Below are 22,840 nucleotides of genomic sequence, written 5' to 3' on the forward strand. Positions count from 1 at the left end.
TCGTTCCTCCTTTGGAACTGGGATTGCGTGACGGGTGTGCAGTGGTGGGTTCGGGGAGGGGTGTGATCGCGTCGGCCGGGCTCAGCCCTTGACCGATCCGATGAGCACCCCTTTGCTGAAGTACCGGGCGACGAAGGGGTAGATGATGAGCACCGGCACGCTCGTGATGACGATGAGCGAGTACTTGAGCAGGTTGACGAGTTCCTGGTTCTGAGCCTGAGCCGCCAGGTCGTTGGTGCCGCCGTTCGTCGCGTTGAGCACGAGGATGTTGCGCAGCACCAGCTGGAGTGGGAACAGGTCGGAGCTCTTCAGGTAGAGGAGGGCGTCGAAGTAGCCGTTCCATTGACCGATCGCGTACATCAGCGCGATCACGGCGATGAGCGGCTTGGACAGCGGGAGCACCATCGTCCAGAGGAAGCGCCAGTCGCTCGCGCCGTCGAGCTCCGCCGCTTCGACCAGCTCGTCCGGGATCGCGGAGCGGAAGAAGGTCCGCGCGATGATCACCTGCCAGACGGCGACGGCCTGCGGGAGCAGCAGCGCCCAGCGGGTGTCGAGCATCCCCAGGTTCTGCACGACCATGTAGGTCGGGATGAGGCCGCCGCTGAACAGCATCGTGAACAGCAGGAGCGACATGATCACGTTGCGTCCCATGAAGGTCCGCCGGGACAGCGGCCAGGCGATGCACACGGTCAGCGTCGTGCTGATCAGCGTCCCCGCGACCATGTAGAAGAGGGAGTTCGCATACCCCAAAAGCACCTGCGGGTCGGAGAGGACCGTCTGGTAGCCCTTCAGCGTGAAGTCGACCGGCCAGAGGAACACCTCCCCCGCCGTGACGGCGTGCGGGGACGAGAACGAACTCGCGAGGATGTAGAGGAGCGGCAGGATGACGAACAGCGCTCCGAGCGTCAGCCCGAGGTAGATCAGGACGAGCAGGGCGCGGTCCGCGGGCGACTCGCGGATGCGGCGCGGCTTCTTCGTGCGCGGCTTCCAGTTCGCGTTCGCGCGCGTCGTCCTGCTGTCGGCCAGGCGGTCGAGGGTCACCACAGTCCGCTCCCACTCACTCGGCGTGCGACCCAGTTGACGACGAGGAGCAGCACGAGGTTGATCACGGAGTTGAAGAGGCCGACGGCGGTCGCCGTCCCGAAGTCGGCGTTGAGGATGCCCAGCTTGTAGACGTAGGTCGCGATGATCTCGGACTGGCCGAGGTTCAGCGGGTTCTGCAGGAGGAACGCCTTCTCGAACCCGATCGCCATGATGTTGCCGACGCTCAGGATCAGCACGATCATCGCCGTGGGCATGATGCCGGGGATGTCGACGTGCCAGATCTTGCGGAGCCGGGAGGCGCCATCCACCCTCGCCGCCTCATAGAGCGACGGGTCGATGCCGGAGAGCGCCGCCATGTAGATGACCGCGGAGTAGCCGGCCGTCTGCCAGACGTCGGACCACACGTACACGTGCCGGAAGTAGTCGGGGTCGCCGAGGAAGTCGGGCGACGGGACGCCGAAGAAGCCGAACACCTCGCTGAGGATGCCGAGCCGCGGAGCCATGATGAGGATCAGCATCGACACCACGACGACTGTCGAGATGAAGTACGGAGCGTACGTGATCATCTGCACGGTCTTCTGGAACCAGCGGTGGCGCACCTCGTTGAGCGCCAGTGCCAGGATGAGCGGGATGGGGAAGCTCGCCAGCACCGCGTAGCCGGACAGGATGAGCGTGTTCGAGAGAAGCGTCGGGAACTGCGGGTTCTGCAGGAAGAGTTCGAAGTTGGTCCAGCCGGTCCACGGGCTGCCCCACACCCCGAGGACGGGGCTGTAGTCCTTGAAGGCGATGATCGCGTTCGAGATCGGGACGTACTTGAAGATCACGAAGTACGCGAGCGGGAGGATGGTCAGCAGGTAGAGCTGCCAGTGCCGCCGCAGCGCGATCTTCCAGCGCTGGCCGAGGCTCCTCTTGCGTCTCGTTGTGGTCGTCGCACCTCGCGTGACGGTCGACCGGGGCTGTCCCGCCGGTGCGGCCACGGGGGGTGCGCTGGATACGGGCGGTGCGCTCGTCACGCGACGCGCCTCTCGTTGGTACTGCTCACCTTCGTCATCGAAGACTCCACTAGATCCATCCGGCCGATCCGGATTGAGTTACAGCAAAACGTATTTTTTTGCCGTTGTCAATAATTTATGGCGACCGCCGCGGATGCCTCGAAAATCGACCCCTGACAATTAGGCCACGGCATCAAAGAATCTCCGCCGTGCACTAACCTCGATATGTGCGAGACGACAGCGTCCGGGCCGGGCGGAGTGCCATCACGGCGCGCCGGCCTGCGCTCGGCACGGCGAAGTCCGCAGAGATCTTCACCCGCATCATCACCCACGGCCCCGTCAGCAGACTGGACATCGGGCGCATGACAGGGCTGTCGCAGGCGAAGGTCACGAAGACGGTCAGCCCGCTCATCGAGAGCGGGTACGTCCAGGTGGGCGAGCATGCCGAGCACTCGGTCCCCGGTCGGCCGGTGCGGCCGCTCAGTGCGGTGCCGAGCTCGATGATCGCCATCGGGGTCAAGGTCAATGAGGGCGAGCTTTTCGCCGTCTCCGTCGATCTCCGCAATGACGTGCTGGGCTCGACGCACCGCGTACTGGCAAGCCACGACCCCGAGTCGGTGACGGACGCGATCGTCGCTTCGGTCGACGCGCTGATCGCACAGCTCGGCGCCGACGCAGCGAATCTCGTCGGCGTCGGAGTCTCCGTGTCCGGCGACATCGACACGAGCACGGGAACCGTCCGCCATTCGCCCTTGCTCGACTGGTCCCAGGTGCCGCTGGGAGACCGGCTCGAGTCGCTGCTCGGCCTCCCGGTCACCGTGGAGAACGACGTCCGCGCGCTGGCCAAGGCGGAGCACTGGTTCGGGGTGGGCAGAGACGCGACCTCGTTCGCGATCGTCACTATCGGCGCGGGCATCGGCTGCGGCATCTACGTCAACGGCGACGTCGTGACCGGGTCCCACGGTGTGGCCGGCGAGATCGGGCACCTTCCCCTCGCGTCCTCGGACGCGATCTGCGTGTGCGGCAGACGGGGATGCGTCGAGGCCGTGGCCTCCTCGCATGCCATCCTCGAGGCGGTCCGGCGCGGGCATGGTGACTCCGGCCTCGAAATGACGGACGCGATCCGGCTCGCCCATGAGGGCGACCCGAGCGCCGTGGAGGCGTTCGAGCGTGCGGGGACGGCGGTCGGCGACGCACTGGCTGCCACGGTGAACCTGTTCGGGCCGGAAGTCGTTCTCATCGCCGGCGAGGGCGTCATGGATTACGACCTGTACGAGCGCCGGTTCCGCGAGGAGTTCCAAGCGCACGCGTTCGGCGCAGCCGCGAACTGCCGTCTCGTCGTCCGCCGCCACACCTTCTACGACTGGGCTCGCGGCGCCGCCGTCGCCATGCTTCGCGAAGCCATAGCGAACTCGCCTCTCGACCGAGCAGACGTGGACACCTAGGCCGAGACGGGACCGTTCCACAGCCATCGCAGCGCCTCAGGAAGAAGCACCCCACCGTGATTCGGGCTGTGACCTCCGTCACCGACGACGAGCCGGAAGTCGTATCCGGCCCGGGCCAGCGCTGAAGCCGTCTCGAGGTTCTCTGCGAACCAGTTGTCCTCGGGGTGGTCCCAGTTGAGGTCTCGGTGCGCCGCGTGAATGAACACGCGGAGGTTCCGTCGGGGTTCGCTGGCGAGCAGTGTCGGGTAGGGGTTGCCATCCGGCATCTGCGCGAAGCTCCCATTGAATGCGATCGCTCGCCCGATCGCATCCGGTCGGTTCCACGCTGCAGTGAACGCCGCGTTCCCGCCGCTGCTCCCACCGCAGATGCCCCGCATCGACGGGTTTTCGGAGATCCGGTGCCGCGAGCGGACGAGCGGGAGAACCTCGTCGATGAGGAAGTTCGCGTACCGGCTGTCGGCAGCGTCGTACTCGACGTTGCGGTTCTTGATCGCCTGCCCGCCTTCTTCGCTGACGCCCGGGTCGATGAACACACCGATGAGCGGCGGGATCGCACGCGTGGCGGCCAGGTGATCGAGCACTATGCCGCCGCGGACGTCGCCGTCCGGGTCGAGGTACCACCAGCCGTCGTTGAAGAACATCACCCCGGCTTCGACGTCGGCAGGCAGGTCAGCGGGTCGGTGGATCCAGATGGTCCTCGTCGTCCCCGGGTAGATGACGCTGTCCGTCAGGCGGATTTCCTCGATGTGGCTCGCCGGCACGGCGGGGTCGGGAACCGAATCCGGACCGTATTCGTAGACGACGTCGGTTTGATCCACGGGGATGGCCTGGAAGGGAATCGTCGTCGACACACCACGACCCTAGCGGCGGCGTTCGACCCGCCCCGTACCGAGGAGGTGGTTGCTGAAGTCACGGATGTCCGCCGTTTCTTCGAAGGTGTAAGCGAGACGCTTTGCTGCTTCGTAGTCCGAGGCGGACACTTCTGCAGTGGTCTCGAGGGCGAGTCCCGCCGGCCCCTCCAGCCCGATCACCCGCACATCGGTGAGTCCGGCTGCTGACAGCTCTTCATGCAACTCGTGAGGGGTGTGGAAATGCCCTGCGGGGAAACGCAGCGATGGAACCGGCGTGCCGTGCCGGAGCAGGTTCAGCCAGGCGTCCGGTGCTTCGTCCAGCAACGCCGGGTCCAGAGCCGCCGCCGCGAACGCAGTGAGCCGAGGTATCGCCGCAGCATGCACGAATCCACCCACCCGACTCACACGGCGCGCTTCCTGCAAAGCGAGCAATCGATCTTCTCGGGAGGCGAGATGGTAGAGGGGCCCCGCCATGAGTACCGCGTCGAAGGTGCCGTCCGGGAAGTCGAGCTGACGCGCATCACCGACGACGGCCCGAAAGGTGCCCACCCGCTGAGCCGCTGCGACGTGACTCTCGACGGGGTCGACCAGCACCACCTCGTATCCGTCGGCGGCCAGAGCGGCCGCATGAACGCCGGTCGCGCCGCCCACATCCAGGATGCGAGCGGGCGTGGGTGTTGCGGTGCGCACGATCTCCTGCGTCCGTTCGAACTCGAGGCGTCCTTGCGCTGAGCGGCTCGTGAGCCGCGCATCCTCATCGAAGACCCCGCCGTAGAACGCCTGGATGGCATCGTCGATCCGCTGCTGGTTCACACGTCACCCCTTCTGTGGAAACGGTCGCTACGTGCCGTCAGACTGAGGCAGCCGCACGGATCCCTCGTTCGGGATCTTAGGCTGTCCAACATGGGTCTCCTCGCCGCGCTCGCACGGGCGAGCGCAGCACACCCGTGGTCGCATAACGACGCCTACGCCGGGTTCGTCCTGCGGCATGCCCGATCGGTCCACCGTCGCGGCGGTACGGCGGCGCTGGATGTGGGTTGCGGGACAGGAAACCTGCTGGCTCGACTATCCGAAGTGTTCCCTTCGGCGGTCGGCTTGGAGCCGGACGGAGGTACCGCAGCAGTCGCCGCTGAGCGCTTCAGCGACGTGCCCAACGTCCGCATCGAGCAGCGCCGATTCGGCGATGAACCGGTGCAGGCGTACGACGTGATCGTGTTCGCCGCCTCGCTCCACCACATGCCCCTACGTGAAGCGCTCGACACAGCACGGGCGTCGCTCAGATCCGGCGGCCGTCTGGTCATCATCGGAGTGGCGAAAGAGACGAGCGCAGATGCCCTGCGCTCCTGGATCTCGGTGCTCCTCAACCCGATCATCGGTCTGATTCGCCACCCGCATCGAGCGCACGAGATGCCCCGGCACATGCGGGCCCCGACAGCGGAGGCCAGCCAGTCGTTCACGGAGATCCGCGCAGTCGCCGCCGCGCTACTTCCCGGTGTCCGGATGCGGCAGCGGCTGTTCTGGCGGTACACCGCGGTCTGGGTCAAGCGCCCGGGACTGTAGCGGCGCTTTGCTTCTTGTGAGACGGCGAAGCCCCCGGAGCCCGATCACTGCTGCGATCGGCTTGAGGAAGATGATCTCACCGAAGCGGTAGTCAGCCCCGCGGCGCAGTCGCGCGGCGAGGTCCGGGCGCAACTGCCACAAGTACGCTCGACCCTTCTCGGCATGCAGCGAGTTGGAGACGATCTTGATCGAGTCCGCGCCTTCGAGAAACGGAATCGCATTGGTGATGTTCTCCCGCGTGGTGAGGCTGTCCGTATCGAGTACGAAGGCGTCGGTGTAGCCCCTCTCACGTGCGTAGTCATACAAGAGCGTCGCCTCAGCGGTGTCGCCCGCGACCGGTCCGCCGCAGAGAACGAGAAGCCGGTCACGAGCGCGATCGTCGAACGAACGGAGGCCGGCGCGAACCCGACACCGGTTGACGTAGTTCGCGCGCGGTCCCCGATTCCTGTACCCGAGCACCACAACCGCTTCACGGTTGGGGACAGCCCTCACGACCGAATTCAGTCTGCGTCTGGATGCCCGCGCATGCACCACCTCTGACCACACGACGACCGCTATAGCGCTCGACATCAGGAGCGTCGCTTTCACCGTTGTTCTCATCGTCGATCGCGCTGGAGCGCTTCGGCGAAGACCTCGAGGTTCGTGCTCAACACGTTCCGGCAGCTGCCGGCCCACTCGACGGCGGCGCGTGCGTGGTGACGACGCTGGTCGCTGAGGCGCTCATCGACGGCGTTCGCTCCCTCGATTCGGATGATCGCGTCCTGGCACCGAAAGACCGCCTCGATCAGGGCGTCGGCGCCCATCTGCGGGTCGTAACCGTCTGCGAGCAGCCGCAGCCGTCGCGCTTGGTCGGCAACAGGCACGTTCCCCGTGGCGTAGATGCACCACGTCCATCCCGCATAACCGACGTCCTCCATCGGGTCACCGGGATGGACGCTGTCCCAGTCGATCAGCGCCACCGGCATCCCCGCCGACATGACCACATTGAACGGACCGGGGTCACCGTGAACCAGACACTCGGCGCCGGACGCGAGCGGGATGCCGCGGCTGAAGTCGTGAAGTTCGCACAGGATCCCTCCGATGGCCGCGTAGCAGCGCTCGTCGCGCTGTGAGGGGTGATCGGTGGTCGCCCCGGGAATGTAGGAGAAGGTGTCGCGGCCTTCCTCGTCGATGCCGAGATAGGCGGGCGCCCACACGAAACCGGCCTCATTCAACGCACGAAGGACTTCGCTCGCGAACGTCGAACGATGGTCGCGCGGGCGTCGAACGGTTCGGCCTGCTCTTACGACGCCCTCGGTCGTATTGCCCCCGGCCAGCAACTCTTCCATCAGCCCCCATCCTCGCGACGAGCATACGGCCCGACGCAGGATGCCGCCCGGCGGCCTCACTCGGGGAAGACACGAGCCCAGTCGTCCCTCACGCTCACCACCGTGAAGCCGTTCGCGGCGGCGCCTACGAGCGCTTCCTCGGCGCCCTTGTCGTAGGGGAGGTCGCCGCGGCCCGTGTCGTCGTCGTGATGAATCAGCAGACTCAGGCTCAGGGGGTGCTTCTGCACGTACTGGAGCATCGGCACGTCGCCGTCGGAGTTGCCCACCGCGACGAGCGGCCGCCTGCCGATCCGGCTCCAGATCCGCACCGGCTTCTGCGGTCCGTCGTCGAGGAAGCCGAACGTCGAGCTGTAACGCACCTCGCCGTCTTCGTAGATGAGGCCGACGGCGGACCCCACGACGCGTTCGGGCGGGATGCCGTCGTTCGCGACGGTCATCGGTCGCATGAAATCCCTGTCGCCGCCGGACACGATGTAGCAGGTGAATCCGTTGGCCTCCAGGTACCTCAACAGCTCCACCATCGGCTGGTAGACCACGCTGCTGTAGGGCCGGCCCAACGTCAGATGCTGGGCCTCCCTGAAGAACGCGTCGACCGCGTCCTCGTACACCTCGACGCTCATCCCGGCCGTCAGCTTCAGAAGAGCGCCGATGACCACCTGGAGGTCGGCGTCATCGCCGGCGTAGTGCTTGTCGATGGCTGCGCCGAGCCACGAGAAGTCCCCCGCGACGACCGAGCGGTACGGCTCGCTCTCCGCCAGCGACGGATCGGCGCGGGCCGCTGCCGCCCACTGTTGCACGATGAAATGCAGCTGCGTCGGCATCGGCTTCTCGGTCCACAGAGTTCCGTCGTTGTCGAACACGGCCACGCGCCCTTCGACGGGGACGGCGTCGCGGCCGTCGCCCGCGATGCAGCCCACGAAGTCGACGATGGTCTGCCTGGCCACGCCGTCCCTCCACGAGGGGAGGGCGGTCGATGGGGATCGGCTGTATTCGGACATCCACGCTCCGTTCGTTGCGCACGACTCGTCACGTTCCTAGCGCCTGCGTGGCGGTGGCGGCTAGGGACGACGTGTTCACACCACGGAGGAGGATTTTGCACCGGAGGCTGGAAGGGTTTTAATCTGCGTATGCACGCAGATAAGCCGATATGCGGACGCCTTCCCGACAGCCAGTACGTCGAACTCGCCGTGGAGGTGTTCGCGATGCTCGCCGATGCGACCCGGGTGCGCATCGTGCTGGCGCTGCGGGATGCGGGCGAGCTGTCGGTGAACCACCTCGCGGACATCCTCGACAAGCAGCCCGCGGCCGTGTCTCAGCATCTGGCGAAGCTGCGGCTGGCGCGGATCGTCGCCACGCGGCAGGACGGCCAGCGGGTCTTCTACCGGCTCGAGAACGAGCACGCGAGCCGTCTGGTGAGCGACGCGATCTTCCAGGCCGAGCACTCCCTGGGCGGCACGCCGCGGCACCACCACGCGGCGGCTGGTGTGGACGAAGAGGCGACCGCGTGACCCACGAGGCGCACACGCACGACGGTCACGGACATCCACACGACCACGACCACGACCACCCGCACGACCACGGGCACCCGCACGACCACGATCACGGCCACCACCACCCAACCGGCTTCAAGGGCTTCCTCTACGGCCTCTTCGTCCCGCATTCGCACGACGCCGCCGACGCGATCGATGACGCGATGGAGGCGAGCACCGAGGGCGTGCGGGCGTTGAAGATCAGCCTCTTCGTGCTGCTCGGGACGACCCTGCTGCAGGCGGTGATCGTCGCCTTCAGCGGTTCGGTCGCGCTGCTCGCCGACACGGTTCACAACTTCTCGGACGCGCTGACGGCCGTACCGCTCTGGATCGCCTTCGTCCTCGGGCGCCGGGCCGCCTCCCGCCGGTACACCTACGGGTACGGACGCGCCGAGGACCTTTCCGGGCTGTTCATCATCGCCGTCGTCGCGCTGTCCGCCGTCGTCGCGGCCTGGCAGTCGATCGACCGGCTCTTCCACCCGCACCCGCTGGAGAACCTGGGCTGGGTGATCGTCGCCGGCCTGATCGGATTCGCCGGCAACGAGGCGGTCGCGATCTACCGCATCCGCGTCGGACAGCGCATCGGGTCCGCGGCACTCGTCGCGGACGGCGTCCATGCGCGGATCGACGGCTTCACCTCGCTGGCGGTCGTCCTCGGCGCGCTCGGCGTCATGCTCGGCTTCCCCCTGGCCGACCCGATCGTCGGCCTGCTCATCTCCGCCGCGATCATCGTGCTGCTCTGGGGAACCGTCCGCAGCATCGGCCGACGGCTGCTCGACGGCATCGAACCGCACCTGGTCGACCAGCTGGAGCACGCACTGGCCGAGACGAGCGGTGTCGTCGCGGTGCCGCGCGTGCAGCTGCGCTGGATCGGTCACCGGCTGCACGGGAGCGCCCGGCTGGTCGTCGACACCCCCAACCTCACGGACGCCCACCGCATCGCCGAGGCCGCTCGGCAGCATGCGACGACGCACCTCCGCAACCTGGACGACCTCCAGCTCGAACTGGTGCCCGCGAGCATCGACCCGGCGCGATGACGGACACCCGGCTGGCCGAGGACGCCCGGCTCCGGCTGACTCGGTTCGGCATCGGCCTGGAGGCGTTCACCCTCGCCTGGAACGTCGTCGGGGTGATCGTGCTCGCCGTCCTCGCCTACCGGAGCGCCTCGGTCGCGCTGCTCGGCTTCGGGCTGGACAGCCTGATCGAGATCTTCGCCAGCGTCGTCGTGATCTGGGAGCTGACCGGTGCCGGCGAGCGTCGCCAGCGGCGTGCGCTGCGGCTGATCGGCGTGGCGTTCCTCCTGCTGGCCGCGTACCTCCTCGTCCAGGCGGTCGTCGCACTCATCGTCGGCCATCACGCCGCGCCCGCCCCCGGCGGCGTCGGCTGGACGGCCGTGACCGCGCTGGTGATGTTCGCACTCGCCTTCGGCAAAGCCCGCACCGGCCGTCGGCTCGGCAACCCGGTGCTGACCACGGAGGGCCGCGTGACGCTCGTGGATGGCATCCTCGCCACCGCGGTCCTGCTGGGCATCGCCCTCGACGCACTCCTCGGCTGGTGGTGGGCGGATCCCGTGGCCGGACTCGTGATCGTCGCCTACGCCGTGCGCGAGGCCGTCCACATCTTCCGGGAGTGACCGTGCCCGAGTGGATGCGGCCCGTCGTCGGAGTGCTCATCGGCCTGGCCGTCATCTGGATCGCCCTCGTGGCCGTCCTGCTCGTCCAGCAGCGGCGGGCGGGGCGAGACGTGGACTGGCGTGCCGTCCTGCGGCTGGTGCCCGACGTGATCCGGTTGATCCGGCGCCTCGCGACGGACCCGTCGGTGCCGCGCGGCACCCGCTGGTGGCTGTACGGGCTGCTCGCCTACCTGATCGTCCCGATCGACCTCATCCCCGACTTCCTCCCCGGCATCGGCTACGCCGACGACGCGATCATCACCGTCCTCGCTCTGCGCTTCGCCGCCAAGCACGCCGGCTACGAGGCGCTCGAACGCAACTGGCCGGGGACGCCCGACGGGCTGGCGAGCCTCGTGACGCTCGCGCGCATCCCGCGGTCCGTGCGGCACACTGGGGGACGGGAGGAGACGCCATGAGACGCATCGGCCTGCTCGGCGGGATGAGCTGGGAGAGCACCGCGCTCTACTACTCGCTGCTCAACGAAGGGATCCGCGAGCGGCTCGGCGGCCTGCACTCCGCCGACCTCGTGCTGGTGTCGGTGGACTTCGCCGAGATCGAGCGGCTCCAGACCGCCGGCGAATGGGACCGCGCCGGTGAGATCCTGGCCGCCGAGGCGCAGCGGCTCGAGAGCGCCGGAGCGGAGTGCGTCGTGCTCTGCACGAACACCATGCACAAGGTCGCCGACCGGGTCTCCCGCGATCTGCGCATCCCGCTGCTGCACCTGGGGGATGTGACCGCCGCGGCCGCGCTCGACGCCGGGATGGGCACGGTCGCGCTGCTCGGCACCCGCTTCACGATGCGCGAGTCGTTCTACCGCGACCGCCTCGAGGCGGCCGGACTGCGCGTCCTCGTTCCGGACCCCGACGCCCAGGCGTCGCTCAACGAGATCATCTACGGCGAACTCGTGCTCGGGGTCGTCCGCGAGGAGTCGCGCGCGGTCTACCGCAGCGCCATCGACGAGCTCGTCGCCCGTGGCGCGGAGGGCGTCATCCTCGGCTGCACCGAAATCGAGCTGCTCGTGCGTCCCGAGGATTCACCGGTGCCGACCCTCCCGACCACCGCACTGCACGCGGCAGCCGCGATCGACTTCGCCCTGGCGTAAGACTTACGCCGCCCTGCGCCGGCGGCGAGCGGCGAGGAGCGCGAAGCCGGCCAGGAGGAGCGCCGCCCCGGCGACGGCCGTGCCCCCCATCGCGAGTCCGGTGGAGGCGAGCCCGGCGCCCGTCGGACCGGTGGCCGACGGCACGTCGCGCACGTCGACGACACGCGCCGTCGACGGGCCGGAGGCCACCGGCGCGCCACCCGGGTCGATGGCGGACGCGGTCGCGGTGTTCACGAGCGGCTTACCCGTGAGGTCACTCGGCTGAACCGTGTAGGACGCGGTGCAGACCGTGATCTGTCCCGGCGCCAACGGGGTCGACGCCGTCGGGCAATCCGGTGGGGAGACCTTCCCCGCGCCGCTGAACGAGCCTTCGATCACGGTCAGCCCGCTGAGCGTCGTATTGCCGATGTTGGTGATCGTGAAGCTGTAATCGACGACCTGTCCGGCGGTCGTGATCGCCGTCGTCGACGTCTTCTTGACCAGAGTCAGAGCCGGCTTCGCCAGCTGCGGCATGGTGACAGACGAGCTCGGCGACGTGCGCGGGGTCGCGCTTCCCGCCGGGCGCGCTGTCGCCGTGGCGGCGTTCGTCACGGACCCGGCATCCACGTCGTCCTGCGTCAGGGTGTAGTCGGTCGTGCAGACCAGCTGCTGCCCGGGCGCCAGCGAACCGGCGCCGGCGGGGCAGGCCGGCGCGGGCAGGGCACCGCTTCCGGTGAAGGCGCCCTCGACGACGCCGACGTCCGTGAGCGTCACGTTCCCGGTGTTGGTCACGACGAACGAGTAGGTGACCACTTGGCCGGCCGTGAAGTCGGCGGAACCGCTCGGGGACGCGGACTTCACCAGCGTCAGGGCCGGCGCGGCCGGGATCGCGACCGTCGCGGAGGACGGCGTCGACACGGGTGCGGTCATGCCCGCGGGAGCCGTGGCGGTGGCGGTCGCGGTGTTCACGATCGAGCCTCCGTCGACGTCCGCCTGCGTCAGGGCGTAGGACGCGGTGCACGTGGCGGACTCCTGCGGGTGGAAGAGCACCGGCGGACAGGTCACGGTCGGAGCCGAACCTGTGCCTGTGAACACCGTCTCGTCGATGGCCGGGTTGGCGAGGTCGACCGTCCCGGTGTTCGTGACGAGGAACGAATAGGTGATCGCCGTCCCTGCCGAAGTGGCGCTCGCGGGAGTGGCCGACTTCTGCAGGGAGATGCCCGCGTTCGAGGCCGTGGTGACGAGCGCTTGGGACGGGAGCGACACGATGGGCGTCGGCGTACCGACCGGCGTGGCGCTCGCGGTCGCCGTGTTGGTCAGGCCTCCGCTGTTCACGTCTGCCTGGGTCAGCGGGTACGTCGCGGTGCACGTGGTCGCCTCCCCTGCGTCCAGCGTTGAGGCCGGGCACACGATGGCGCTGAGCGTGCCGGTCCCGCTGAACGCCGTCTCCTGGACCGCGACACCGGTGACAGTGACATTTCCGGTGTTGGTGACCTGGAACGAGTAGGTGACGACGTCACCGGCTACGCCGGAACCCGCGACGGCGGCCGTCTTCACGAGATCGAGCGAGGCAGCGGAGGGGATGGAGACGGTCGCCGTCGACGGGGCCGACACCGGTGTGCCGACACCCGGCGCGACGGCGGAGGCGGTGGCCGTGTTCGTGAGCGTCCCCGCGTTCACGTCGGCCTGCGTGAGGGTGTACGCAGCGGTGCAGGTCACGGTCTGGCCGGGGATGAACGAACCGGCCGGGCAGGTGGGCGCCGGTCGTGGTCCGGTGCCCGAGAACGCGGTCTCCGTGACGGCCGCAGCGCTGAGCGTCACGTTCCCGGTGTTGGTCACGTCGAACTCGTACGTGATCACGTCGCCGGGCAACGTCGCGGTGCTCGGTGTCGCCCGCTTGGTCAGGCTGACGCCGGCGGCGGGGGCGACCGGGATGGTCGCTGTGGACGGCGTCGTGGTGATCGTGGGCGGGCCACCGTTCGGCACGCCGGTCGCCGTGGCCGAGTTGGTCACGTGGCCCGCGTCGACATCCGCCTGGGTGAGCGTGTAGGTCGCCGTGCAGGTGGCCTCCGTGTTCGGGGAGAGTGTCCCGAATCCCGTCGGGCAGTCCAGAGCGCCGAACGTCCCCGTTCCACTGAATCCGCTGTCGTCGATCGCGATGCCGCCGACCGGTACGTTCCCGGTGTTGCGCACGACGAAGCTGTAGGTGATCTGCTGCCCGACGACGTACGCAGCCGCCGACGACGGCGTCGCGGACTTGGTGAGGGTCAGGGCGGGCGCCGGCGCTGTCGTCGGGGTGCTGGTGGAGGACGTGTTCGAGGTCAGCACCGCGGTGGAACCGGACGGATGAGCGGTGGCGGTCGCCGTGTTGACGACGGCGGCGGCCGTCACATCCCCCGCCGTGATCACGTACGGGGCCGCGGCCGTGCACGTGACTGCAGCCGTGGGAGCGACCGTGCCCGAGGGGCAGGCGACAGCGCCGACCTTGGCGTCGGAGACCGCGACGGTGTCGATGTCCGTCTGACCGATGTCCGTGATCGTGAACGAGTACGCGATCCTGTCGCCCGCATCGGTGATCCCGTTGCCGTTAACGTCGACCGGCGGCGCGGCGACCTTCTGCAGCGAGATGCCGGTGTTCTTCGCCGTGTTGGTGACGGTGCAGACGATGTCGTCGCCCGCGGCCGGGACCACGCTCTGCGTCAGCCCCGGGCCGGAGGGCAGCACGGTCGGGCTGGCGGGAGCGTTGTTCACGCACGCCCACGACGGGCTGTAGTTAGCGAGGTTCGCGGGCGATCCGGCGGCTGCGGCCTCACCGACCATGTACGTGCTGCCGGGGGGGACCACGAGTGCGCCCGTCGTGGCGGTGCCGGAGGTGCCCGTGCTTGCCTGCCCGACGACGACGCCGGACGAGTTGGTCGCCGTCACCGTGAAGGCGTCGACCGGAGCGATACGGCCGTTCACCTGCTTGACGACGGTGAGCTTGGCCGTCTGCACCCCGATCGCGATCGCGGAGCGAGCACTCGTCGTCCACGTCGTGGCGAAGGAGGTCGGCGAGTCGGCCGCGACGAGCAGCGCCGTCGACTTGCCGCCCGCGGTCGTGGTGCCGCCGGCGCCCGTCCCTGCGCAGGAGACGGAGGTGGTGGCCAACCCGATCGGGTTCTTGCATCCCCATCCACCATTCGGAGCGAGCCGCTCGATCTCCTTCAGCGGCTTGTCCGAATTCCAGGCGAAGCTCTCCCCCGCCACGTTGTCCTCGGCGTCTGCGGCGACGAACGAATACCCGGCGACGGGCTGCCCGAGCGCGTCGGTGACCCGGATGTCGTCGAAGGTGATGGTGGCGGCCTTGCTGCCCGCCGGCGAGCCGAGGCTGTACAGCGCGTTCAGACCGGGGATGCCGCGGTACGCGTCCGTGCCGAACGCGAAGCGCGTCTCCAGCGGTGTCGACCGCTTCTCGAAGCTCATCGGCACCTTGTTGGGCACGTCGGTGACCTTCACGGTGAAGTTCGCGACGAGGCCGCCATCGAGCGCGATCTGGAGTTGCTGGCCGGCCGGCTGGCGTGCCGCGGTCTGATCGAACGGGGTGAAGTCGAACCAGCAGACGGTGGATGCGTACTTGCCGTTGCCGGCCGACGAGTTCGCGTATCCGCACCCGCTGGAGGCGGCGGCAGCCGGCGACGCTGCGAGCGTCGAGGCGCCGAGAACCAGCCCGGCCGCCACGAGGACGACTGCCAGCAGACCCGACAGGGAACGGCGCACCCGTCCCGCGCTGGAGGCCACCATCCGACGTCGCTTCACGTACTGCTCCTCACACCCGCCGGCATCGTCCTCCGGGCGCGGGGCAGCGCTCCACTGCGAGGCGCGGACTGAGAGAACGCTAGCGGGCACCGGGCGTGCAGAGCGATGGCCCAGCGGGGTGAAGCCGGGGTGAAATCACGTCCGGGCTGTGCCACGGTGGCGTCGGTGCCATCTCCGGCCCACGTGCGGGAAGATGGCCGCATGCGGGGTCGGTGGCGTGGGATGGGCAAGGGGGCACGCGTCGGCGCTGCCGCTCTGGCCTTCGCCCTGGTCGCGAGCGTGCTGACCGGCTGCTCGCAGGCTCCCCGCGTCGAAGAGGATCTGCTGGCCCGGCCCTACACCGGCAGGTTCTACGATGACCCGCCGAGCGCGACCGGAACGCCCGGCACAGTTGTCCGAGCCGAGATCACGCCGGGTGCGCCCGAGGGCTCGACCGCATGGCGCATCCTGTTCCGCTCCACCGAGCTTGACGGGCGGACGGTGCTCAACAGCGGCATGCTCGTCGTCCCGGACGGCGCGGCGCCCCTCGGCGGCCGCACCATCGTCTCGTGGGGGCACCCGACGACCGGAAGCGCCGAGAAGTGCGCACCGTCACGATCCGTCGACCCGTACTTCTGGATGGAGGGGCTGCCCGACCTGCTCGCTCAGGGATACGCCGTGGTGGCCACGGACTACACCGGGATGGGCGTGCCGGGCCCCGACTCGTACCTGGTCGGCGCGACCGAGGGCCGCAACGTCCTGGACGCGGCCCGCGCCGCCCGCAACGTGCTCGGCACCGATGCGAGCGACCGCCTGCTGCTGTGGGGGCACTCGCAGGGCGGGCAGGCGGTCCTGTTCGCCACCGAGCTGTGGAAGCAATACGCCCCGGAGCTCGACCTGCGCGGCGTCGCGGTCGCCGCCCCCGCCGCGGACCTGGCGTCACTGCTCCGCGCGGACATCGGCGACCTCTCCGGCGTCAGTATCGGCTCCTACGCCTTCGCGGCGTACGCGCAGGTCTACGGCGCCGACGTCGGCACCATCCTCACCCCGGCCGCCGTCGCGGCGCTGCCGACGATCAACGGCTTCTGCCTGATCACCCAGAACGACGCCCTCCACGCGGTGGCGAAGCCGTTGATCGGCCGCTTCGTGACGGGCGACCCGGAGACCACCGAACCATGGGCCACTCTCCTGCGCCAGAACACGCCCGGGAGTGCGCGACTGCCGGTGCCCCTGCTCGTGGCTCAGGGTCTCGACGACACCCTCGTCCGGCCGGAGTCGACGGCCGCCTTCGTCGATCATGAGCGGCAGCTCGGGACCGCCGTCACCTACCACGAAGTCCCAGGCGCGACGCACGCGACGATCGCCGACCGCGCGCTTCCGGCCGTGCTCGGGTTCCTGCGGGACGCGGCGAAAGGCTGAAATGCCGGTGTCTATTACGAACCGCGGATGGTGCCCGAGGCTGGGGCCCTAGCGCAACCAGAGAGCAGGATCAGCATGGGACCCGTCATCGGAGACATCCTCCCCCTCGCGCTCGGTGTCGCGATCAGCCCCATCCCGATCATCGCGGCCATCCTGATGCTGCTGTCGCCGAAGGCCCGCGGCACCAGCCTCGGCTTCCTCCTCGGCTGGGTGCTCGGGATCGTCGTGGCGGTGGTCCTCTTCACCCTGCTCTCCACGGTCATCCCGCACGGCGACGACGCCGAGCAGTCGAAGCCTGTCGTGGGGACGATCACGATCATCCTGGGCCTGCTGCTGCTCGTGCTCGCGGTGCGGCAGTGGCGGTCGCGTCCCGCAGCGGGCGCCGAGCCGGCCCTGCCGAAGTGGATGGCCGCCATCGACACGATGACCGCGGTCCGGGCGCTCGTGCTCGGGTTCCTCCTCTCCGCCCTCAACCCGAAGAACCTCCTGATGGGCGTCGCGGCCGGCGTCGCGATCGGATCCGACGCGCAGAACGCAGGGGAGGCCGTCGTCGCCGTGATCGTCTACACCGTCATCGCCGCGTCCACCGTCGCCGTGCCCGTCATCGCGTACCTGGCCGCCTCCTCGCGGATGGCCCGGCCGCTCGAAGCCCTGCGCACCTGGCTCGTGCACAACAACGCCACCATCATGTCCGTCCTGCTCCTGGTGATCGGCGTCGTGCTGATCGGCAAGGGCATCGGGCGGTTCTGAACCGGGATAGTGAAGGTTGCGGCCTAACCTTTACTTACGAGGCGCGTTAGTAAAGGTTGCGGCCTAACCTTTACTTACGAGGCGCGTTAGTGAAGGTTCCCGAGCGCCGATCACGGCGCCCGATCCTGAGGACGAGCGCACCGGCCGCGATCGCCGCCAGCCCCAGCCAGACGGCCGGCACGTCAGGGGCGCGGCCGCCGGTCGCCGCGAGGTCGCCGTCCGGTCCTCCCGCCGCCGCGCTGCCCGAGCCGCCGCCGGGACCGTCGGGCGGCCCGACCGTTCCAGCCGTGACCTGCACGGTGACCGTCGTCGTGTCGCACAGCGTCGGTGCGATGGAGGCGCAGATCGTGTAGGTGAACGCATCGCTGCCGGAGAAGCCGGGTTCGGGCGTGTAGACGATGGACGGTCCGTTCGCGGTCGCCGTGCCGTGCGCCGGTGGCGTCGCGACGGTCGGCGGCCCCACGGTGCCCTGGTCGTTGTCCGTGACGGGGATGCTCACCGCGGTTCCGGCGGGCGTCGTCGCGCTGTCCGGGTTCGCCACCGGGTAGATGTCGACGTCGACCAGCCCGGTCGCGCACAGTACGGGCACGCCGTCGTCGCAGACGATCACGGAGTACTGGTCGGTGCCCGCGAAGACGGTGCGCGGGAGATACGTCGTCTGGTCGGCGGACACCGTCGCCGTTCCGGTGCGGGGAGGGATGCCGCGGGCGAACGCGAGCGTCTGGCCCGGGTCGGGATCGGTGGCCCGGATGGCGCGGGTCACGGGCGTCGCGACCGTCGTCGTCAGTTGGAGGGACTCGACGACGGGCGGGTTGTTCAGGGGCCGCACTGTGACGGTCACCGTGGCGGTGGCGCAGAGGGACGGGTTCGTCGGCGAGCAGATGCGGTACTGGAAGGCATCCTGGCCGGTGAAGCCGCCGACGGGCGTGTACCTGATCGTTCCGGCGACGGCATCCACAGTGGCCGTGCCGTTCGACGGCGGGGTCGTGAGCGCCGGGCTGAGGGCGGCGCCCAGCGAGTCGTTGGCCGAGATTGGGATGACGACCGGCGCGCCCGCGGAGGTCTCGGCGGAGTCGTCGACCGCGATCGGGCTGATCGGCAGGGAGACGGTGGCCGTGTCGCAGAGCACCGGCGTCCCGTCGTCGCAGACCGTGTAGATGAAGCTGTCGTCACCGGTGAAGTCGTCCGCCGAGCGGTAGCCGAAGCCGCCGCCGGCGACCATGAGCGCCCGGCCGTGGACGGGCGGAGTCGTGATCGTGTACGTCAGCTTCTGTCCGGTGTCCGGGTCGGTGGCGCTCACCCGGCCGAAGAGCAGCTCGGCGGTGAACCCGGGACGGGTCAGCGGCTGAGCGACGGGCGGCGAATTGGGCGGCGGCGCGACCCCGACCACGGTGGTGTCCGCCTGGCTGTCCGCGCTCGACCCGTCGCTGTTCGACGGGTCGGGGTCGTCGATGTCCGAGATCGCGGAGGCGACGTCATGGAGCACCGTTCCGACCGCGGCCGCCTGGGAGACGGTGAACGTCCGGGCGGTGGAGGCTCCCGGCGCCAGCGTGCCGATGGCCCAGCTGATCGTTCCGCCCGCGACCGTGCCGCCTCCCGCATCCACCACGCCGGTGACCCCGGCGGGCAGCGTGTCGGTCAGCACCACGCCCTCGGCGTCGTCGGGGCCGGCGTTCGCCACGACGAGCGTGTACGTCACGTCCCCGTTCTGCAGCACGGTCGCCGGACCCGACTTCGAGACGGAGAGGTCGGCGAACGGCACGGCGTTGACGGTGCATCCCGACAGGGGCGCGTCGAGGGTGGCCGCGCGGGTGGCAGCGACCCGGACGACGTTGGCGACGACGCCCGTCTGCACGTCGAAGATGCTGCCCGCGGGCGCCTGGGTCTGCACCTGGATGGGAGTGCCGGGCGAGTCGCCGGTGAACCGGCCCTGCACGCTGGTCGGTCCGGCGAACCGGTACGAGCCGAATCCACTCACCTCGCCGTCGTCGGTGAGACCGGTGGACGAGAGCAGGCCCTCCACCGACTGCCGCCAGGTGCCGTTGTTGGTGAACACCCCTCCCGTGATGACGATCCCCGCGTTCGCGGACGTCGCGGAGTTGTTCGACAGCGCCCCGGTCGTGCGGACGCGGCAGTCGTTGGCGAACATCCCGCCGCCGTTCACGGTCAGCGATCCGGCGATCTCCACGTTGCCCGTGTTCTGCAAGCGGCCGTTGAGGTTCGCGTCGCCGACGATCCTCAGGTCGTTGGAGTTCTCGATGCGGGCGCCGCTGTTCAGGCTCAGCGGACCCGAGATGGTCATCGTCCCCGCGTTGTCGAACGTTCCCGCGGAGGGCGCGAAGCCTCCCGCGATCGTCAGCGATCCGCCGCCGGCGACCGTGAACGTGGATGCGCCGTTGACGTTCAGCCCGGCGAACTCGACGGTGCCCTCGACGCCGAGGGCGAAGCCCGTGCCGACGGCGATGGACGGGAAGGCCGCGAGCGCGCCGGGCGCGACGACCAGCGCGCCCGATGCGTTGTTGACGTAGGAGGGACGGAGGACGGCGCCCGCCCCGACGCACAGGGTCGCTCCGGACGGCAGAGCATCCACCCCTCCCGCGAACGTTCCGGAGGCGAGGAGCACCGTCTCGCCCGCGGCGAGGGAGACGGACGAGGCGCCCGCGTCCAGCACCCGCGTCGGAGCTCCGCACTGCGTCGCGAACGACGCCGATGCCGGAGCCGCGCCGGCGCCCAGGGCGAGGAGCGCTCCGACGGCGAGCGCCGTGAACGCGCTGACCAGCTTCCCGACCCCCTGCCCGCGCATGCTCGCAGTATGGTCCCCTGGCGGCGAAAGCTCTAGATCGGGCGGCGGCCGCCTACCGCCCGACCGCGGGCATCGGGGGCAGCGGATGCAGCGGTCCGCCGAGCAGGGAGGCGCCCCAGAGCGCCGCGAGAACGGTCGCGATCGAGCAGGTCCACAGGATGACCGGCACCGCCCGTCCACCCGACATCCGCCGTGCGACGGTGAGAGCGAGTAGCCCGCTGACGGCGCCGACCGTGTTGAGGATCACATCCGTGACGTCCGAGCTGCCCACCGCCAGCACGTACTGGGCGGCCTCCAGCGCACAACTCGCCAGTGCCGCGACGGCGGCGACGCGGAGCGCCCGCCAGCGCGGCGCGAGCACGCCGAGGTAGACGCCGAACGGCACGAACAGCAGGACGTTCGCCAGCATCTCGGACGGCCGGTTCTGGCCGAAGCCCTCGCCCGCGACGAAGGGGACGAGCTTGACGGCGCGCACGCCCTCCCCGCCGAAGTCGGGCGTGTGGAACTTCCACAGCACCGCCCAGACCAGCAGCACGAGGTACGCGGCGAACAGCGCGACCGGCAGCGGCCCGGACGCGGTGCGCGGGCGGTGGACGGAGACGGATGCGGTCATCCTTCGACGCTAGGCATCCGGGCGGAGCGACGGATCGGCCGCAGGTAGCGAACGGCTCCGTCGCAAGGTGTACCTGCGCAGCCGCCGCCTGAGAGGCCGCCGGCTCAGAGGTCGTCGGGGTTCAGATTCAGCGTGACCGACGAATACAGCTGTTGCTGCGCGTCGAACACCTGTCGGTCGGCGTTCAGCCAGACCAGGTACGAGACCGGGATGCCGAACCGCTGCGCGACCTTCTCCGTGGTGTCGCCGACCGCGACGACGTAGCGCGCTGGCGCGCCGCTCGCCGTGGTCTCCGTCACCGCGCCGCGCGCGCCGACGAGCGGTCCGCCGTCCACCGGGTGGACGTTGGACTGGCGCGGCGGGATCGACCACGACACCTTGTTGACCGCGAGCACCTTGTTCGGCCCGAGCTCGACCGGCACCCCGTCCTCCGATGCGACGGAGGAGTAGGTGACGAGCGTCGTGAGGTAGGAGGGCTTCTTGCCCAGCACCGCGGAGGTCTGCGGCGCCGCGGCGGTCGTCGGTCCGCCCAGCGCGTGGTCGCCGATGCCGTGATAGGTGAGCCCGTCGCCGACGCTGGGAGGTGTCTCGAGGAACGTGGCCGAGACCGGCACCGGCACCGTCGACGTGAAGCCCGAGTACTCGACGCTGTACATCCCGTCGCCGGTGGACACGACGCGGTAGCGGTAGTGGATGCTGCCCTTCGGCGAGGCGACGCTGCCCTGGGCGACGACCGTGCCGGCCGGCACCTGCGTCAGCGTGGGGGCGGGCGGGGGAGGCGCTGTCGGGGTGGCCGTCGGGGTCGGCGACCCGGTCAGGATCCCGACGCCGGGAGTGCTGCGAGGAGGCGTGGTCGCCGTCCCGGAGGTGTGCGGCGTCCGGTGCGGCGCAGACACCGCCTTCGCGTCGCCGCCGAACAGCGCGCATCCACTCAACCCCGCGGTCGCCGCGACGAGCGCGGCCGTCGCGACCGTTCGCAGCATGAGCCGCCGGAACGCTCTCCTGTGAACCATGGTTCCCCCCCCACCCGGGATGCTAACAGGTCGTGCGCCCCGTTTCGCCGCCGGCCCGGCGTATGGTGTGCTCGACACGGAGGAGGCGGCATGGCGCGGGTGCTGGTGACGGGCGCGGGCAGCGGACTGGGGTTCGGAGCCGCCCGCGAGCTGGTCGAAGACGGCCACACGGTGGTCGGCCACGTCCGGAGCCTCGACCGGGCAGACGACCTGCGGGCCGTGCTCGGCGACCGCGGCAGCATCCTCGCCGCAGAGCTCGCGGACGACGAGCAGGTGCGCGCACTCGCCGAGAAGGTGCGCTCGGCCGGTGGAGTGGACGCGGTGATCCACAACGCGGGCGTCGTCGATGGGCGCGACCTGCTGCCGGTCAACGTGGTGGCGCCGTACGTTCTGACGGCGCTGGTGCCGGCGGAGCGCGTCGTGTTCCTCAGCAGCGGCATGCACCGGGGTGGGCACCCGCGGCTCGACGGACTCGACTGGTCGGGCGAACGGAGGACGGCGACCTACTCCGACACCAAGCTGATGGTCACCGCCCTGGCGGCGGCGCTCCCCCGCTACCGACCCGGCGTCTTCAGCAACGCCGTCGATCCCGGCTGGGTTCCGACCCGGATGGGCGGCGCGCACGCCCCGGACGACCTGGAGCTCGGCCACCGCACCCAGGTCTGGCTCGCCGAAGGCGAGGACCCGGCGACGCGCACCTCCGCCTACTGGCACCACCAGCGGCCGCAGCGGCCGCATCCCGCAGCGCTCGACGAGGCGTTCCAGGACCGGCTCGTGGATGCACTGGCGCAGCACACGGGGCTGAGCCTCCGGTAGCGACGATTTCTGAGGACTTCCTCAGGATCCGTCCCGATAAGATAGACATAACAAGGGGAGTACTCCCGCACGCAGCGAGCCCGTCAATACGGATGCGCCACCGCATCCCGGGCCGCTGGTCCTGACGCCGCAACGGCGCGGGGCGGAGGA

21 protein-coding genes are annotated in these 22,840 nt (G+C 69.5%); 10 read left to right on the forward strand and 11 right to left on the reverse strand.

The features are described from left to right. Positions 1–81: 81 nt before the first annotated feature. Positions 82–1,044 (reverse strand): carbohydrate ABC transporter permease, encoded by a 963-nt coding sequence (locus tag J2W45_RS11565; protein WP_310131945.1) that lies wholly within the window; start codon positions 1,042–1,044, stop codon positions 82–84. Beyond that, positions 1,038–2,057 (reverse strand): ABC transporter permease, encoded by a 1,020-nt coding sequence (locus tag J2W45_RS11570; protein ID WP_310131947.1) that lies wholly within the window; start codon positions 2,055–2,057, stop codon positions 1,038–1,040. Before J2W45_RS11570 ends, J2W45_RS11565 begins: the two co-directional genes overlap by 7 nt. A gap of 206 nt (positions 2,058–2,263) precedes the next feature. Between J2W45_RS11570 and J2W45_RS11575 the strand changes: the two genes are divergently transcribed. After that, entirely contained in the window at positions 2,264–3,481 is a 1,218-nt protein-coding gene (locus tag J2W45_RS11575; protein WP_310131948.1) for an ROK family protein, read from the forward strand. Here J2W45_RS11575 and J2W45_RS11580 read toward each other — a convergent pair. Next, positions 3,478–4,332: an alpha/beta hydrolase gene (locus J2W45_RS11580; protein WP_310131950.1), complete on the reverse strand. Its 855-nt coding sequence runs from the start codon at positions 4,330–4,332 to the stop codon at positions 3,478–3,480. The genes J2W45_RS11575 and J2W45_RS11580 overlap by 4 nt on opposite strands. 9 nt (positions 4,333–4,341) lie before the next feature. Next, a complete protein-coding gene (locus J2W45_RS11585) occupies positions 4,342–5,145 on the reverse strand; it encodes a class I SAM-dependent methyltransferase (protein WP_310131952.1) in 804 nt (267 codons plus the stop codon). Positions 5,146–5,235: 90 nt separating this feature from the next. On the opposite strand from J2W45_RS11585, the gene J2W45_RS11590 reads away from it, so the two are divergent. Further along, positions 5,236–5,892, forward strand: a complete 657-nt coding sequence (locus J2W45_RS11590) for a class I SAM-dependent methyltransferase (protein WP_310131954.1) — start codon at positions 5,236–5,238, stop codon at positions 5,890–5,892. Here the strand turns inward: J2W45_RS11590 and J2W45_RS11595 are convergent. Genes J2W45_RS11595 through J2W45_RS11605 form a run of 3 tightly spaced genes read right to left on the reverse strand, consistent with a single transcriptional unit; the run spans position 5,815 to position 8,164 of the window. Continuing rightward, positions 5,815–6,480, reverse strand: coding sequence for a YdcF family protein (locus tag J2W45_RS11595; protein ID WP_310131956.1), 666 nt, complete (start codon positions 6,478–6,480; stop codon positions 5,815–5,817). The two genes, J2W45_RS11590 and J2W45_RS11595, sit on opposite strands and share 78 nt — an antisense overlap. 8 nt (positions 6,481–6,488) lie before the next feature. After that, a complete protein-coding gene (locus J2W45_RS11600; protein WP_310131959.1) occupies positions 6,489–7,220 on the reverse strand; it encodes an aminoglycoside phosphotransferase family protein in 732 nt (243 codons plus the stop codon). Between the two features lie 56 nt (positions 7,221–7,276). Then, the gene (locus J2W45_RS11605; protein ID WP_310131960.1) at positions 7,277–8,164 is read right to left on the reverse strand and encodes an HAD family hydrolase; all 888 of its coding nucleotides are present in this window, start codon (positions 8,162–8,164) and stop codon (positions 7,277–7,279) included. Between the two features lie 183 nt (positions 8,165–8,347). Here J2W45_RS11605 and J2W45_RS11610 point away from each other — a divergent pair, with 183 nt between their 5' ends. Genes J2W45_RS11610 through J2W45_RS11630 form a run of 5 tightly spaced genes read left to right on the forward strand, consistent with a single transcriptional unit; the run spans position 8,348 to position 11,523 of the window. Further along, on the forward strand, positions 8,348–8,728 hold the full coding sequence (locus J2W45_RS11610) for an ArsR/SmtB family transcription factor (RefSeq protein ID WP_310131961.1): 381 nt from the start codon (positions 8,348–8,350) through the stop codon (positions 8,726–8,728). Next, positions 8,725–9,786 carry a cation diffusion facilitator family transporter gene (locus J2W45_RS11615; RefSeq protein WP_310131964.1) on the forward strand — a complete coding sequence of 354 codons (1,062 nt, stop codon included), beginning with the start codon at positions 8,725–8,727 and terminating at the stop codon, positions 9,784–9,786. Before J2W45_RS11610 ends, J2W45_RS11615 begins: the two co-directional genes overlap by 4 nt. Further along, positions 9,783–10,382, forward strand: coding sequence for a cation efflux transmembrane domain-containing protein (locus J2W45_RS11620; protein ID WP_310131968.1), 600 nt, complete (start codon positions 9,783–9,785; stop codon positions 10,380–10,382). The genes J2W45_RS11615 and J2W45_RS11620 overlap by 4 nt, the downstream gene beginning before the upstream one ends. Further along, positions 10,379–10,837 carry a YkvA family protein gene (locus J2W45_RS11625; protein ID WP_310131971.1) on the forward strand — a complete coding sequence of 153 codons (459 nt, stop codon included), beginning with the start codon at positions 10,379–10,381 and terminating at the stop codon, positions 10,835–10,837. Before J2W45_RS11620 ends, J2W45_RS11625 begins: the two co-directional genes overlap by 4 nt. Next, complete coding sequence (locus J2W45_RS11630) at positions 10,834–11,523, forward strand: aspartate/glutamate racemase family protein (protein ID WP_310131974.1); 690 nt, start codon at positions 10,834–10,836, stop codon at positions 11,521–11,523. Before J2W45_RS11625 ends, J2W45_RS11630 begins: the two co-directional genes overlap by 4 nt. A gap of 3 nt (positions 11,524–11,526) precedes the next feature. On the opposite strand, the gene J2W45_RS11635 is transcribed toward J2W45_RS11630, so the two are convergent. Next, positions 11,527–15,297, reverse strand: a complete 3,771-nt coding sequence (locus J2W45_RS11635) for a DUF7507 domain-containing protein (protein ID WP_310131977.1) — start codon at positions 15,295–15,297, stop codon at positions 11,527–11,529. 201 nt (positions 15,298–15,498) lie between these two features. Between J2W45_RS11635 and J2W45_RS11640 the strand changes: the two genes are divergently transcribed. Both J2W45_RS11640 and J2W45_RS11645 read left to right on the forward strand, forming a co-directional pair. Then, positions 15,499–16,695 (forward strand): alpha/beta fold hydrolase, encoded by a 1,197-nt coding sequence (locus J2W45_RS11640; protein WP_310131979.1) that lies wholly within the window; start codon positions 15,499–15,501, stop codon positions 16,693–16,695. A 75-nt stretch (positions 16,696–16,770) separates the two neighbouring features. After that, positions 16,771–17,445 (forward strand): GAP family protein, encoded by a 675-nt coding sequence (locus tag J2W45_RS11645; protein ID WP_310131981.1) that lies wholly within the window; start codon positions 16,771–16,773, stop codon positions 17,443–17,445. 70 nt (positions 17,446–17,515) lie between these two features. On the opposite strand, the gene J2W45_RS11650 is transcribed toward J2W45_RS11645, so the two are convergent. The 3 genes from J2W45_RS11650 to J2W45_RS11660 all read right to left on the reverse strand — a co-directional run bounded on the left by J2W45_RS11650 (position 17,516) and on the right by J2W45_RS11660 (position 21,874). Then, positions 17,516–20,248 carry an Ig-like domain-containing protein gene (locus tag J2W45_RS11650; protein ID WP_310131983.1) on the reverse strand — a complete coding sequence of 911 codons (2,733 nt, stop codon included), beginning with the start codon at positions 20,246–20,248 and terminating at the stop codon, positions 17,516–17,518. Positions 20,249–20,300: 52 nt separating this feature from the next. Beyond that, entirely contained in the window at positions 20,301–20,861 is a 561-nt protein-coding gene (locus J2W45_RS11655; RefSeq protein ID WP_310131985.1) for a VanZ family protein, read from the reverse strand. 104 nt (positions 20,862–20,965) lie between these two features. Continuing rightward, positions 20,966–21,874, reverse strand: coding sequence for a LysM domain-containing protein (locus tag J2W45_RS11660; protein WP_310131987.1), 909 nt, complete (start codon positions 21,872–21,874; stop codon positions 20,966–20,968). Positions 21,875–21,964: 90 nt separating this feature from the next. On the opposite strand from J2W45_RS11660, the gene J2W45_RS11665 reads away from it, so the two are divergent. Beyond that, a complete protein-coding gene (locus J2W45_RS11665) occupies positions 21,965–22,690 on the forward strand; it encodes an SDR family NAD(P)-dependent oxidoreductase (RefSeq protein ID WP_310131989.1) in 726 nt (241 codons plus the stop codon). Positions 22,691–22,840: the final 150 nt, after the last annotated feature.

Source organism: Leifsonia shinshuensis, assembly GCF_031456835.1.
GTDB lineage: Bacteria > Actinomycetota > Actinomycetes > Actinomycetales > Microbacteriaceae > Leifsonia > Leifsonia shinshuensis_C.